The sequence below is a fragment of the Flavonifractor sp. An92 genome (assembly GCF_002159175.1).
Lineage (GTDB): Bacteria > Bacillota > Clostridia > Oscillospirales > Oscillospiraceae > Pseudoflavonifractor_A.
On sequence record NZ_NFGZ01000009.1, the window covers coordinates 38,605 to 52,370 of the forward strand.

20 protein-coding genes are annotated in these 13,766 nt (G+C 50.8%); 12 read left to right on the top strand and 8 right to left on the bottom strand.

What is annotated here, in order from left to right; translation table 11 throughout:
• Positions 1–46 precede the first annotated feature (46 nt).
• The 6 genes from B5G43_RS08140 to B5G43_RS08165 all read right to left on the bottom strand — a co-directional run bounded on the left by B5G43_RS08140 (position 47) and on the right by B5G43_RS08165 (position 4,205).
• On the bottom strand, positions 47–709 hold the full coding sequence (locus tag B5G43_RS08140) for a hypothetical protein (protein WP_087260102.1): 663 nt from the start codon (positions 707–709) through the stop codon (positions 47–49).
• 3 nt (positions 710–712) lie between these two features.
• A complete protein-coding gene (locus B5G43_RS08145) occupies positions 713–1,558 on the bottom strand; it encodes a metal ABC transporter permease (RefSeq protein ID WP_087260104.1) in 846 nt (281 codons plus the stop codon).
• On the bottom strand, positions 1,542–2,264 hold the full coding sequence (locus B5G43_RS08150; protein WP_087260106.1) for an ABC transporter ATP-binding protein: 723 nt from the start codon (positions 2,262–2,264) through the stop codon (positions 1,542–1,544). Before B5G43_RS08150 ends, B5G43_RS08145 begins: the two co-directional genes overlap by 17 nt.
• Positions 2,265–2,279: 15 nt before the next feature.
• Complete coding sequence (locus B5G43_RS08155; protein ID WP_087260108.1) at positions 2,280–3,350, bottom strand: metal ABC transporter substrate-binding protein; 1,071 nt, start codon at positions 3,348–3,350, stop codon at positions 2,280–2,282.
• Positions 3,351–3,477: 127 nt separating this feature from the next.
• Positions 3,478–3,774, bottom strand: a complete 297-nt coding sequence (locus B5G43_RS08160) for a hypothetical protein (protein WP_087260110.1) — start codon at positions 3,772–3,774, stop codon at positions 3,478–3,480.
• A 35-nt stretch (positions 3,775–3,809) separates the two neighbouring features.
• Entirely contained in the window at positions 3,810–4,205 is a 396-nt protein-coding gene (locus tag B5G43_RS08165) for a transcriptional repressor (protein WP_087260112.1), read from the bottom strand.
• A gap of 273 nt (positions 4,206–4,478) precedes the next feature.
• Between B5G43_RS08165 and B5G43_RS08170 the strand changes: the two genes are divergently transcribed.
• The 6 genes from B5G43_RS08170 (at position 4,479) to B5G43_RS08185 (ending at position 7,820) form a co-directional block, all read left to right on the top strand.
• The gene (locus B5G43_RS08170; protein WP_087260114.1) at positions 4,479–5,102 is read left to right on the top strand and encodes a class I SAM-dependent methyltransferase; all 624 of its coding nucleotides are present in this window, start codon (positions 4,479–4,481) and stop codon (positions 5,100–5,102) included.
• A 275-nt stretch (positions 5,103–5,377) separates the two neighbouring features.
• Positions 5,378–5,791, top strand: coding sequence for a hypothetical protein (locus B5G43_RS08175; protein ID WP_087260116.1), 414 nt, complete (start codon positions 5,378–5,380; stop codon positions 5,789–5,791).
• Positions 5,792–5,850: 59 nt separating this feature from the next.
• Positions 5,851–6,024 (top strand): hypothetical protein, encoded by a 174-nt coding sequence (locus tag B5G43_RS17315; RefSeq protein ID WP_158097384.1) that lies wholly within the window; start codon positions 5,851–5,853, stop codon positions 6,022–6,024.
• Between the two features lie 276 nt (positions 6,025–6,300).
• Positions 6,301–6,462, top strand: coding sequence for a hypothetical protein (locus B5G43_RS17505; protein WP_006571801.1), 162 nt, complete (start codon positions 6,301–6,303; stop codon positions 6,460–6,462).
• Positions 6,463–6,802: 340 nt separating this feature from the next.
• On the top strand, positions 6,803–7,354 hold the full coding sequence (locus tag B5G43_RS08180; protein WP_087260118.1) for a DUF3793 family protein: 552 nt from the start codon (positions 6,803–6,805) through the stop codon (positions 7,352–7,354).
• 43 nt (positions 7,355–7,397) lie between these two features.
• Entirely contained in the window at positions 7,398–7,820 is a 423-nt protein-coding gene (locus B5G43_RS08185) for a flavodoxin (protein ID WP_087260120.1), read from the top strand.
• A gap of 97 nt (positions 7,821–7,917) precedes the next feature.
• Here B5G43_RS08185 and B5G43_RS08190 read toward each other — a convergent pair whose 3' ends face one another.
• Both B5G43_RS08190 and B5G43_RS08195 read right to left on the bottom strand, forming a co-directional pair.
• The gene (locus B5G43_RS08190) at positions 7,918–8,607 is read right to left on the bottom strand and encodes a methyltransferase domain-containing protein (RefSeq protein ID WP_087260122.1); all 690 of its coding nucleotides are present in this window, start codon (positions 8,605–8,607) and stop codon (positions 7,918–7,920) included.
• A 3-nt stretch (positions 8,608–8,610) separates the two neighbouring features.
• Complete coding sequence (locus B5G43_RS08195) at positions 8,611–8,997, bottom strand: metal-dependent transcriptional regulator (RefSeq protein ID WP_087260124.1); 387 nt, start codon at positions 8,995–8,997, stop codon at positions 8,611–8,613.
• A 235-nt stretch (positions 8,998–9,232) separates the two neighbouring features.
• Here B5G43_RS08195 and B5G43_RS08200 point away from each other — a divergent pair, with 235 nt between their 5' ends.
• The 6 genes from B5G43_RS08200 (at position 9,233) to B5G43_RS08225 (ending at position 13,740) form a co-directional block, all read left to right on the top strand.
• Positions 9,233–9,445: a FeoA family protein gene (locus B5G43_RS08200; protein ID WP_087260126.1), complete on the top strand. Its 213-nt coding sequence runs from the start codon at positions 9,233–9,235 to the stop codon at positions 9,443–9,445.
• A 116-nt stretch (positions 9,446–9,561) separates the two neighbouring features.
• On the top strand, positions 9,562–11,565 hold the full coding sequence (locus B5G43_RS08205) for a ferrous iron transporter B (protein ID WP_087260128.1): 2,004 nt from the start codon (positions 9,562–9,564) through the stop codon (positions 11,563–11,565).
• The gene (locus B5G43_RS08210; RefSeq protein ID WP_006571808.1) at positions 11,565–11,738 is read left to right on the top strand and encodes a FeoB-associated Cys-rich membrane protein; all 174 of its coding nucleotides are present in this window, start codon (positions 11,565–11,567) and stop codon (positions 11,736–11,738) included. Before B5G43_RS08205 ends, B5G43_RS08210 begins: the two co-directional genes overlap by 1 nt.
• A 166-nt stretch (positions 11,739–11,904) precedes the next feature.
• Entirely contained in the window at positions 11,905–12,261 is a 357-nt protein-coding gene (locus B5G43_RS08215; RefSeq protein WP_087260130.1) for a metal-dependent transcriptional regulator, read from the top strand.
• A gap of 121 nt (positions 12,262–12,382) precedes the next feature.
• Positions 12,383–13,363, top strand: coding sequence for an AraC family transcriptional regulator (locus B5G43_RS08220; RefSeq protein WP_087260132.1), 981 nt, complete (start codon positions 12,383–12,385; stop codon positions 13,361–13,363).
• 104 nt (positions 13,364–13,467) lie between these two features.
• Positions 13,468–13,740, top strand: coding sequence for a DUF6110 family protein (locus tag B5G43_RS08225; RefSeq protein WP_087260134.1), 273 nt, complete (start codon positions 13,468–13,470; stop codon positions 13,738–13,740).
• Positions 13,741–13,766: the final 26 nt, after the last annotated feature.

Sequence of the window (13,766 nt, forward strand, 5' to 3'; positions counted from 1 at the left end):
CCTTATCCGCCGGGCTTGGTATTATAGTCTATGGCATATGATCCTCCTACTCAAAGGTTACATCTTCCAATCTTAGAAAGATGATCCCATGTTCCTCCAGCGTGCGATCCGCCTGAAGCGTTCCCACCACGGTTATCTCCGATTCCGGATCTGGGTAATCCTGAGGATAAGAACGTTCTTCCGGCATGACAAGGTCAAATCCCTGAGCGCAGCAGGCAGTGGCGTCCTGTACAATCACGCCACAGTAGACCTGTTTCGTCTCAGGGTCCTGATATACCGTGAAAATTCCCGTCATGCGGATGGTTTTTCCGATATAGCCATCCGGCGACATCATCATGTTGAACACTTCCGCGTAGACCATGGTGCTGCTGAGGGTGGTCAGATCCACATCCACGGACACCGTGGTCACTTCCTGAGAATCCGGCTGCAAATCCGCAGCCGGGTTTTCTGTCTCTCCCTCTTCCGGCGCGAAACCGACAACCGGAGGCGCCGGGCCGTCTCCCTGCCCATCCCCGCCTTCTGCCGGCAGCGGTTCTTCCCCGGGCAATTCGGATTCGGCGGATGGTGTACCCTCCGGAGTTGCTTCCGCCTGTTGAGAAACAGTGGGCGGTGTCAGATTCTCAGCTTGCCCAGAGCCTTCATTTTTTCCACATGCGGAGCAGGCCAAGAGTAACATCCCCGCCAGAAACAAAATTGCTTGGCGTTTCATCGGTCATCTCCTTCCTATCCATCCTGCAAGGGAGCAAAGGACAAACAGTGCAATTTGCACGGCAACAATGGTGGACCCCACCGGTGTACCGGCCAGAATGGAGGTAATGATTCCTGCGGCGGCACAAAATACAGAGAGAACAGCGGCACAGATGGTAACGGCCCGGAAGCTTTTGAACAATCTCATGGCGGACATAGCCGGGAAGATCACCAGGGCGGAGATCAGCAAAGATCCCACCAGATTCATGGCCATCACAATGACTACCGCCGTCACCACCGCCAGAATCAGATTGTACACCCTGCCTCTGGTTCCAGTGGCCGAAGCAAAGCTTTCATCAAAGGTGACGGCAAAGATCTTGTGGTAGAAAAAGAGGTACAGGAGCACCACCACCACCGATAGTGCGGCACACATCCAGACCTCGGTCTGGGTAAGAGTGAGAATGGAGGTGGAGCCGAACAGGGTGGTGCAGACATCCCCCGTCAGATTGGTGGAGGTGGAAAATACATTCATCATCAAATAGCCTATGGCCAGCGCGCCCACCGAGAGCATGGCCATGGCGGCGTCGCCTTTGATTTTGGAATTCTGACCCGCCCCCAGCAAAAGGATGGCACACAGCACCGTGATGCCCATGACCAGCGGCATGTCATTGATCAGGTTCAAAACAGAGGCCACCGACATGGCCCCGAAGGCCACATGGGACAACCCGTCCCCGATAAAGGAAAACCGCTTGAGCACCAGCGTGACCCCCAGCAGCGATGCGCACAGGGCCACCAGCACGCCCACCACAAGGGCGTAGCGGACGAAGGGATAGGCCCAGTATTGGACCAGCTTCTCAATCAGCAATTCCATGGTCGCTGCCTCCTCTCGGTTTCAGAATTCCACGACCGGGAGTGGATCGGACAAAGGCATCCCGGGTTCCGAAAAACACCTGCTCCCCCAGATAGAGGATGTGGCTGGCGTAGTGGAGAGCGGCCTCCACGTCGTGGGAGATCATCAGGATGGTCATGCCATCCTTTTGATTCAGCCGGGCAATGACCTGATACAGCTCCCGGCTGGCCGCCGGATCCAGTCCGGCCACTGGCTCGTCCAGCAGCAGCATCTTCCGGGCGGCGCAAAGAGCCCGGGCCAGCAGCACCCGCTGCTGCTGGCCCCCCGACAGCTCCCGATAGCATCGCCTGGAGAATCGTTCCATATCCATGCGCCGGAGGGACTGCCGGGCCAGCTCCTTTTCCGCCCTGGTGTAAAAGGGGCGCAGGCCGCACCGCCCCTGGCAGCCGGACAGAGCCACTTCCCAGACAGTGGCGGGAAAATCCCGCTGGGCCTGGGTCTGCTGGGGCAGGTATCCGATCTCATTGGCGCCCACCCCACCGCTCAGGGTCACCGAGCCCTCCAGGGGCGTCAGCAGGCACAGGATGGTCTTCATCAGGGTGGATTTTCCAGCGCCGTTTTCCCCCAGGATGCACAGGTAGTCCCCGGTGCTCACGGTAAAGCTCAAATCCCGCACCAGGGCAGAATCATAGCCCAGGGCCAGGCCCTGGCAGTTCATCTGGATCATGTGATGGCCCTCCTCTCAGCCCAGCGCGGTTTTCAGGGTCTCCAAGTTCTGCTCCATAATGCCCAAATAAGTGGCTCCCCTCTCCACATCAGCAACCGTCACCGACTGCATGGAGTCCAGCACCAGGATCTCCTGGTTTTTGGTGCTGGTATTGCCGACTACCGTCTGGGCGATCTGATGGGTGGCCCCCTCAATGGTCAGCACACAGGGCAAGGACAGCTCATCCACCTTACCGGCCAGGAAGGCCACCGTTTCAAAGCTGGCCTCCGTTTCCGCCGAGCAACCAGAAAAGGCGGCATAGTAGGTAAGTCCATAATCATCCGCCAGATACCGGAAGGGGAACCGGTCGGCAAAAAGCAGGGTGTGGGTGGAAGCGGCGTCCACGGCAGCCTGATACTGACCATCCAGGTCAGTTAGTTCCCCGATGTAAGCGGCGGCATTTTCGGCATAGGCATCCTGATGCTCAGGGTCAATGGTACCCAGGGTGTCCGCAATGGCGCCGCAGAGCAGTGCGGCATGCTTCAGAGACAGCCAGATATGCTCATCATCATGGCTGTGGGTGCATTCCGAGGCGTGATCACAATCTTCATGATGATCATGCTCATGGTCGTGTTGTTCGTGGTGTTCATGGGCATCCTCGTGATCTTCATTCTCCTCATGGTGGTGATGATGCTCGCTCTCCTGCATTCCCTCAACCACTTCCTCTGCTTTTACGCCGTCTCCCAACACCTCCATCAGGTTTATGGCCACCAGATCGGGATTCGTGGCGTTGGCCAGGGCATCCCCCACCCAGGAGTCCGACTCTCCTCCTGTGTAGAGAAACAGGTCACAGTTAGAGATGGTGACCATATCATCAGCAGTAGGCTGAAAGCTGTGGAGATCCACGCCATCGTCCAGGAGCATCGTCAGCTCCACATGGTCGGCCCGATCCCCCAAGATCTCCCGCACCCAGTCGTACTCCGGGAAAATGGTGGTGACGATCCGCAGCTTTTCGCTGCCGCTTTCTGAGGTAGATACGCCGTTGCAGCCGGTCAGGATCCCGGCGGTCAGCGCCAGGGAAAGAAGGATGGAAATCTCTTTTTTCATGGGATAAAACCTCCGAATTCATACAGAAACTGAAAAATGGGCGCAAAAATACAAGGGGTTCCGGGCATGCGCCAGGAGAGCCTGCCTCAAATAGGCAGACCCGTCCCCTTGTCCTTTTTCATTCTGTTTAATTCAGTAGTTTTACCTTCCACAAAACCGGAGAAGATGCGACAAAGATGTTCTGCGTCCACAGGACGCAAAGCAGCATATAGCCGCCCAGCACCGCTGCTCCAACAGAAGCGGTGTGGGCTGCAGAGAGCTGTTCCAGAAGCTTTTGGACGCTTTGGATCTGATGGCAGATGGTACAGTGTTCACCGCCACAATCGTGGTCAGCCTCAGCAACGACAAAAAATACGGAGAAGAACAGGGCAAACACCAGCAGCGCTGCCCCGCAGGCGGCGGCAAAGCGTGTTGTTTTCGTCATGTTCTTCTCCCCCCTTTTCAATGGATACGGAAATGTTATGTGCGGTGGCAGTCCTGGCAAACGCCATATAGGACGGTCTTGAGAATATCCAAGTCGAACCCATCCAGCTCCGACATGGCATGGGTCAATTGTGCGGTATGCTCCGCATCCATGTGGAAGGTTTTCCCACAGCGGGTGCAGGACAGGTGCAGATGGGAGTGGCAGTCTTCCGCGCCCACATACTGGTAATAGGCCTCTCTGCTTCCAGGTTTTACTGATTTGCGAATCAGGCCCTCCGCCTCCAGCTGGGACAGATTCCGGTAGACGGCACTGAGGCTGATCTGCCGGGCGCATAGCTCCTGGGCGATCTGCCGTACCGACAGCAGCTGATCCGGATGCTCATTGAGAAAGCTGATCAGATAATCCCGCTGACGGGTATCATACTTTTTCATCCCAAGCCTCCCAACATTTGCGAATCATTTGCAAGTTAAGATAGCATGAGGCAGGCAGTATGTCAAGCCTATTCTTTAAAGCCTGTGGGATAATATGGCACCGCTGATCAGCTGTTGACGGACGACCTTCATATCATTCCTTCGCCTTCCCATCCTACCTTCCCGGGGCGACAGACAACTAATATAAATTTCCTTTATGTATACCTTGCAATTACCGTTATTCTGTAGTAATATTCAGTTAGCCATATCTAACCGAGATGGAGCATACATTTTATGGATAACAAACGATTCTGGAACCGATGTTCAAAGTATTATCCTGGTTTTATTCGTCACTCAAAGAAGACCTACCGGCAGATCCACAAAGCGATCCGTCCTTTCCTGACGCGTGATATGGATGTACTGGAACTTGCCTGCGGTACAGGCGAGTTATCAATTTCACTATCACCGTATGTTCGCAACTGGGAAGCCACAGATTTCTCACCTGAGATGGTAAAGCAGGCAAAAAAGCAACTCCACACATCACGTCTGCATTTCTCAATCCAGGATGCCACAAAGCTGCCTTATTGTCCTGAAAGCTTTGATGCGGTGGTGATTTCCAATGCGCTCTATATTATACCGCAGCCGGAAAAGGCTCTATCAGAAGCCTGGCGGGTACTAAAGCCAGGCGGGTTCCTTTTTGCTCCCACCTTTGTCTGGGGAAAAGGCCCTTGGGCCAGGTTTCGACTCTGGGTCATGGGTTTATCCGGATTTCGCGTCTATCATCCATGGAACGCAGGTGAACTGATGGCATACCTGTCTGAGCACAGATATGCCATCATACACCACCAGCTTTTTGGCAGCAAATATGCGCCACTATGCTGTCTAATTGCCCGAAAACTCCCGCTGGACCGTTTGTAGTCCATCAGTCAGCCGCGAGAAATTTGGGAGTGATAGAGCTCACACCCCAGCTTCTCACAGAAGACATCCTGCAATTCTTTGCTGTTACTTAGGAATTGTGGACTATGCTTGGAGGCATCGATATGCAGTCTTTTTGCTATGGGTTGACCGCTTTTCTGTTTTGTGCAGCACTTGTATTTGGGTGTCAGAAAATCAAAAACCTTGCGCGGCGGGCCGCTCGCCGAGAGGGCCACAAGACCTGCTCCGGCAAGGAAAATGAAGGAGTGTGATTTATCATGCCGAAAAAAATCATCTTATTCTTTCTCACCGCAGCCTTATTGTCTATCCTTACCGGATGTGACGGCAACACAGCTTCCTTCGTGGACCAAAGCAGTGATACAACCTCCGCATTACAGGATGCTTTTGATACAAGCGTTATGGCCGAGGCATACACAAACGAGCTCTTTGCATCCATGCTCTCAAAAGAGGGTATTTCCCAATATGAGATCTTATTGACTACCGGCGGCTTTATTACCAGCGACCCTCTTGTTTATATTTCGGGGTATCAATATAGTTATGATGGCAAGAAAGAGGTATACGGGTATAAATTGCAATTAAATGACGATGGCTCAACATTCACCGTATTGGAAGAAGGTGTTGAGATCGGAGAATTTGTATGTCTCAGCGAGAGCCCTTCCGCAGAAGGTTAGTTTATCTTCTTTCTTGTGCTACCCACAGTCAAGTTTTCATGTGCTAAAAGGAGCAGATAATGAAAAAATACATTGGTCCCATCTGCTGGCTGGCCGCGGTCGTTATTTGGGTTACTATCTCATGGATCAATTATACAGAAGGCAACATGGGGTTTGCTGTGGTACAGCTCCTTATTTCCGCGCTCTGCTTGATTCATGCAATCCGCACATTTTTGAAGAACAAAAAAGCATAATATTTTTTTCAGGATCTCGTCATTGTTATGGACTACTCACCACGGATTGATGCTTTTCCTCTTGAGAAATTCATCCCAGGAAGCACTCATATTGTTTCACAAAAGTGAATTTTTGCTAACTATTGAGCAGAGCAGATCTTTTATAAAAATCATTCTTGCAGAAACAGGTCAGATTTCCTCCACTTCATTCCTGAGATAACGTTGCTCTTTACTTCTCTCCCTGTTGGCCCTATACTTATCTTGTTGTATGTATTGATTGCAAAAGGAGGGTCTTACATGTTCAGGACTGTTGTTTCCGTCATCATTATGGTGGCAGCCAGCATTGGGGGTATGTTTTTCGGTGCGCTGTTTAACAACGCCATTGGCGGGATGATCCTGTTTGCACTAATTTCAGGCATCGCCTGTATCATCCATAGTTTGGACAACCGAAACACTTGATTTTTTATGCTGATGCAGTCACGCAAAGAGCGTGACTGCATTTTCTCTTTCTGCATTTTGCTTACTGAAATGCACCACTAATCGATGCGCCTACTACATTTCTCATACAAGAAAATGTGATTTCCCCTCTGGATTGCTGGGGCACGGAAGTTACATCATCCTTGCCTGAACAAATTATCTTGACAAATTCATCCCAGTCATATATAACCACACCAATCAGTTAGCAATAACTAACCTGGTGAAGCAAATTATTTTTTTCGCAACAGTTAGCCTTTGCTAACTATCGTACAAAACATACCACTTAGAAGAATCATTCTCGACCGAGAAATGGGGTGCTTCCATGTCAGAGGATTTATTGGTTCGCCATTGTTCCCCTACACTGGCAGGAATCAAAACAGGGAATCTGTTCTCATGCCCCTGTACCTCCCGAACAGACCTGACAAAAGAATTGTGCCGATTGAATAAAAAGCTGGTTCCGAAAGGAATCCGAGTTTTGCCGCTCAGAGTCCGCAGAGGACGTGCCCTGATTTATGTTTATCGGCCCCATGCGCTGGAGTGCGACTTGGCCGATCAACGTGCCAGAGCTCTTCTGCTGAAGTACGGATACGCGCCGGAAAATCCGAACTGCTGCGTGGTTCATTTAATCCGTCGCCTTTGCGCAGAAGAGGAATTTCCTCATGAGATCGGCCTGTTTTTAAGCTATCCGCCGGAAGACGTGTTAGGTTTTATCCAAAATGGAGCCTGCAAGCACAAGTGTGTGGGATGCTGGAAGGTCTACGGCGACGAACAAACAGCAAAGAATACGTTTGAAAAGTACGATATGTGCAGCAAAGCCTACTCCCGGCAGTGGCTGCGAGGGAAGTCCATTGAGCAGCTCACAGTAGCTGGTTGATGTTTCTGCCATAATAAATTACGAAGAAAGGTTGTTGTGTCTTATGAGTAAAGTTGCAGTTGTTTTTTGGAGCGGTACGGGTAATACCGAAGCCATGGCAATGGCCGTGGCAGAGGGTGCCAAGGAGAAGGGCGCCGAGGTTTCGGTTCTGACCGCCTCTGAATTTTCGGCGGATCAGATGGGCAGCTTTGATGCCATAGCATTCGGTTGTCCCTCTATGGGCGCTGAGCAGTTGGAGGAGATGGAATTTGAGCCCATGTTTTCCGCTTGCGAAAACCGCCTGAGCGGAAAAAACATCGCTCTGTTCGGCTCCTACGGATGGGGCGATGGCGAGTGGATGCGCAGTTGGGAGGCCCGCTGCAATGATGACGGCGCTAATCTGGCCTGTGACAGTGTGATCTGCAATGAAACTCCGGATGACGATGGTCTGGCTGCATGCCGTAATTTGGGTGCTTCTCTGGTCTGAAACTGGCAGCCAAGCGGTTCTAACCTAATACTCTATAACTCAAGTTACAAAAACAATCGGACAGCATAGCAGCTGTCCGATTGTTTTGTGCTTTCATCTAACGAATAGTACCAGTAAGCTTTATTAAATTCATAAATCGGCCGTTATCCGCTTCGATCATCAATCTATCCTCGGAGGCGTATGGGTTATCGCAAGCAAGCCAATCATCCCACGCTCTGGAAAAACAATCCATTTCACAAATGTTAAAATCTTCAAGGTGTGCTTCAAATTTAGGCTTCCACCAGTCGATGGAGTGCCACATCTGCAGCGCTTCTTCATCCCACAGCGGCTTCATCTCTTCCGGGATATTCTCATGGATTTCGTTTTTAATACCGGGAAAAGCAAGTGAGACCACAGCCCCCTTTTTCAAGATAGGTCTCAGAATCTTTTCAAAATAGGTATTATTGTTGCCGAAATAATGGTAAGAATCTATGCTGACTACGGCATCAAAAAAACTTTGCGCAAACGGAAGCTGTCTGGCATCGAATTGCAGAGGAACTGTCTGTTGTGCTACGCCCATTTGCTGGAATCGGGCAAAGTTTTCAGTAGCGGAGATCCATAAATCTACAGCAAAGACCTCAGCCTCATATTTTTTTGCAAGAAATATGGACGAAATACCTCGACCACATCCTAAATCCAAAATCCGCATTCCTTTTTTTCTGGGCAAATTAGATGTGAGTTCCTCAGCAAGTATCCATGCATTTGGCCCCATCATGTTTTCTTGTAAAAAACAATGATCAATACCCATTGGTCATTCCTCCATCGTCTGCTCCAAAGTCCATTTCAAATGTTGCTGAATGGCTGAAAAAGACACTTCACTGATGACATGCTCAATTCGGCATGCATCCTCCGTTGCCGTTTTCTCATCCACACCCAATCGCATCAACATTTCTGATAGGACAATATGACGAGTATACATAGTCTGTGCAACTTCCATACCACTTTCCGTTAATGTGATTGCGCCGTCTGTATCCACCAGAACATATCCGTCTTTCTTCAAAATAGACATTGCCCTGCTGACACTGGGCTTGGAATATCCTAAATGTTCTCCGACATCAATAGCTCGCACATAACTTTTATTTTGAGAGAGGATATAAATCGTTTCCAGATACATCTGGCCAGACTCATAAATCGACATAGCTACCTCCGACGATACTGTTTTTTTTATTATATCACAGAAAACCAGCAAGTTCCAATTTGATTATCTTTTTTCTGATTTATACTAGTGAGTATACTTTCAAATTTGGTCTTGACAAAGGCGTTTTGATGATATTTTATTTGCGATGCAGTGGTTAGGGTTGTCTAACCTTTTTTAATGAGTTTTGGTTGTTATACGCTAACCAAGGCTACCATTTTATTGACAGGTGAAGAATATGACTTTGAAAGAAGCCCTAGAAGGAACGGAGTACAAAATCCAGCGAATCGATACAGACGATGAAGAGTTGAATGCGTTTTTATTTTCGCTTGGATGCTACGAAGGAGAGCCGATCACGGTAATCTCCCATTTAAAGGGCGGCTGCGTCGTTTCTATCAAAGATGGCCGCTATAATATTGACAATCAACTGGCGGAGGCAATTCTGATTTGAGCTGCCTCCACCCCCTGTTTCTAAAATATATGTGTGTTTACTGCACATATCGGTTAGCCAACAGCAACCGCCATGTGTTGTAATAGAGAGAATAGCAAAAAGAGGAGGAACTACCCATGCGTATTGCCTTGACAGGCAACCCGAACTCCGGCAAAACCACCATGTATAACGCCCTTACCGGGCGGAACGAGAAAGTGGGCAACTGGGCCGGTGTGACGGTGGAGAAAAAGGAACACCCCATCAAGAAAGCCTATTACAGTGGGACTGAAGATCTGATCGCAGTGGATCTGCCCGGTGCCTACTCCATGTCCCCTTTTACCTCGGAGGAGAGCATCACCAGTGCCTATGTGCGGCATGAGCACCCGGATGCCATCATCAACATCGTGGATGCCACCAATCTCAGCCGCAGTCTGTTTTTCACCACCCAGCTGCTGGAGCTGGGCATTCCGGTGGTGGTCGCTCTGAACAAGAGTGACATCAACGCCAAGAAGCAGACCACCATTGACACTGCATCCCTCTCCGCCAAGCTGGGCTGCCCGGTTCTGGAAACCGTATCTACTTCCGCTGAAGGCCTGAAAGCAGTGGTAGACGCTGCTGTCGAGCTGAACGGCAAGGCACAGAAGGCTCCTTACTCCCAGGGTGACATCGACGTGACCGACAAGAAGGTCGTGGAGGATGCGGACCGCAAGCGCTTCACCTTTGTCAACTCTCTGGTATCCCAGGTGGAAAAGCGGAAAGTCCTCACGAAAGAGAAGGGTACCAGCGATGCCATTGACGCTGTGCTGACCAACAAATTCCTGGGTATTCCTATTTTTGCCGTGGTCATGTTCCTGGTATTCCAGATTTCCCAAACCTGGGTAGGCCCGCTGATTGCGGACACACTGGTGGGCTGGATCGAGACCTTCCAGGGCTCTGTGGCCGACTCCCTGGCCGATGCCAACCCCCTGCTGACCGCTCTGCTGGCCGACGGTATCATCGGCGGCGTGGGCGCTGTGGTTGGCTTCCTGCCCCTGGTGATGATCATGTACTTCCTGATTGCCCTGCTGGAGGACTGCGGCTACATGTCCCGTGTTTCCGTGGTGCTGGATCCCATCTTCAAAAAAGTAGGCCTCTCCGGCAAGTCCGTGATTCCCTTTGTCATCGGTACGGGCTGCGCTATCCCCGGCGTCATGGCCAGCCGCACCATCCGCAATGAGCGTGAGCGCCGTGCCACCGCTATGCTGACCCCCTTCATGCCTTGCGGCGCCAAGATCCCTGTCATCGCCCTCTTTGCCGGTGCTTTCTTTGATGATGCAGGCTGGGTGAGCTTCACCATGTACTTTACCGGTATCGTTCTGATCTTCCTGGGCGCTCTGCTGGTCAACAAGATTGCTGGTTACAAGAACCGCAAGTCCTTCTTCATCATTGAGCTGCCCGAGTACAAGATCCCCTCTTTGCTCTTTGCCCTGAAGGCCATGTGTGCCCGGGGCTGGGCCTACATCGTAAAGGCTGCCACCATCATTCTGCTGTGCAACACTGCCGTGCAGATCATGCAGACCTTCAACTGGAGCTTCCAGGTGGCTGAAACCGCCGACAGCTCCATCCTGGCTTCCATTGCCGGCCCCTTCGCCTACCTGCTGGTGCCCATCGTGGGCGTCCTCAGCTGGCAGCTGGCCGCCGCTGCTGTCACCGGCTTCATCGCCAAGGAAAATGTGGTTGGCACCCTGGCCGTGTGCTTCGTGGGTCTGGAGAACTTCATTGACACCGACGCGCTGGAAATGCTGGAAGGCGCGGGCGCTGAGGTGGCGGGCGTGATCGCCATCACCAAGGTGGCCGCCCTGGCCTACCTGATGTTCAACCTCTACACCCCTCCCTGCTTTGCGGCCATCGGCGCCATGAACTCTGAGATGAAGAGCGCTAAGTGGCTGTGGGCCGGTATTGGTCTCCAGCTGGGTACCGGCTATGCGGTCGGTTATCTGGTCTATCAGATCGGCACTCTGGTCACCACCGGCGCGGTGGGCGCTGGCTTCCTCCCCGGCCTGATTGCAGTGGTTGCCTTTGCTGCGGTCCTGGTCTACCTGTGCATGAAAACAGAAAAGGACCTGAAGCGTGAGTATGCGCTGAGTGGGGCGAAATCCTGATGATCGACTACATTGTGATCGCAATCCTTGTGGTTATTGTTGCCGCCGCTGCGTTCTATGTTTATAAAGCGAAAAAAAGTGGAAAAAAGTGTATCGGTTGTCCTGACGGCTGCTCCTGCAGTTCGAAACATGACGATACACATTGCAGCTGCGGAAACCATCATCATAAATAACACATGAGCAAAGGATTGCGGCTTTTCCAGCGGAAGGGCCGCAATCCTTTTTTGGTATCGTCTTGTTCACTAAAAGCCTTCCACTGTCTACAAGAGAAAAGAATGCAGTGTTCATAACTGTAACACCAGTCTCCCGAAACGCAGACCAAAAGGATGGTAATCGTCCATGACATTAAAACGAACAGCGGAAGATTACGTAAAAACAGTCTTCATTTTATCCCGAAAAGGAGATGTGCGTTGCCATCAACTGGCTACATGTCTATCCGTTTCCCGCCCCACCGTTTCTGTTACCGTCAAAGCGCTCTGTGAAGCTGACCTTCTCTATATGGATGACAAAAGAGCGCTTCATTTAACTGACAAAGGGCTTGAGCTTGCTCAAATAGTGGAGGAACGGCATCAGGTCTTGTGCGACCTTTTGATAGGGCTTGGTGTAAGTGCCGATATTGCCTCCAATGACGCATGCAGGATGGAACACGCGATCAGTGATGAAAGCTTCCGCGCCCTGAAATCGCTGACTCAATGAGTCATGCACTCTTTTTCATCATAGAATCTGGTCAAACGAGTTGTGTTAGATCCGAGGAATACCGGATACGATCGATCTTATTTTTGACTGCAGGCCTTCTCTCTGAAAATAGGTGTTGGATATGTTGATCGAGTATTTGCAAACCAAATATCCGGAATATGTGCAATGGCTCCATGATATCCCTGGTGCGCATGTTTGCCAATTCACATTGTCAGGATCGACGCCGGAAGACCTTTCCATGCTTCCGGCACACCCCCCCGGCCAGATATACGAAATCTTTTTTTGCTTGGGCGGGCAGGTCGTTGCCAAGCGACCAAACGAAAAATCTCATACAATCGAAAAATATGATGTACTTGTCCTTTCCAGTGTTTGCGCGCCCGATTCAGTAAAAATCAGCGGGAACCTGCAAGGAATTCTTATTACGATCGAACCAAACCTATCCCATGACGGACTTTTTTCCGTCTTCACCTCTTTGGGACTCCCTATAGACCTGTGTCAACTTCCCTCCAAATTAGCCGTACACTATGGCTACACCACGCTTTGCAATCGTTGCTGGGGCCAGGCCATATTTGATTTTTTGACGCATCTGCCGAAAGAGGCATGCGGAAGATATTGCCTCTTGAAAGCTATGGAACTGCTCTATATCCTCACGGTAAAAGACCATAGTTCCGCATACTCAACAGCAAACCAAGTGCCTAAAAATCTTTTGGATGCACGGGCATATATGGAGTCGCATTTGTCCGAGAAAATTACAATCGCAGATTTGAGCCGGCTTCTTGCCGTCTCACCCACCTATCTAAAAGCAGAGTTCCGACGTATATATGGAACGTCTATTCACGGCTATCTCACGGATCTGCGTATGCGCAGGGCCGCTGAATTGATTCATTGCACAGATCTGCCGATCTATCAGATCGCTCAGCAAGTAGGCTATGCAGGAATGAACCAGTTCAGCTCTGTCTTCAAGCGCTATTATGGAGTAACACCAGGGCAGTTCAAAAAATGTCGAAAGCCGGGATGCATTGTCTTTTTCAGTGATGACAAAGTGAATTTAGTTGGCTATAATGATTGGACGCTCAACGCTATCCTGAGATATAAGGGGTGATTGCGATGAAACAGCATCGTTTTTGGGCCTGGGGCGCGGTAATCTGCATGATCATGGTCATGGTTACCGGCTACAAACGAAAATAACAGAAAGGAAGTATCAGAATGAGTGTCTATACGAAATTGGCCTGCTTTGTAGGCGGCGCACTGTTTGGATCTTTCGGAATCAAGCTGCTGTCCAGCAAGGATGCTAAGAATGCATATGTCCATGCGACTGCTGCTGGTCTGCGTATGAAGGATTCCGTCATGGGAACCGTTGCTACTGTGCAGGAGAATGCCGCCGACATTCTCGCTTCTGCCAAGGACCTGAATGAGGCGCGGGCTGCCAAAGAGGCAGAGGATGCCGCTGCTGCCAATCTGGACAGCGTGGAAGCCTGATGACAGCAGAGGGAGCCGCCCGTGCG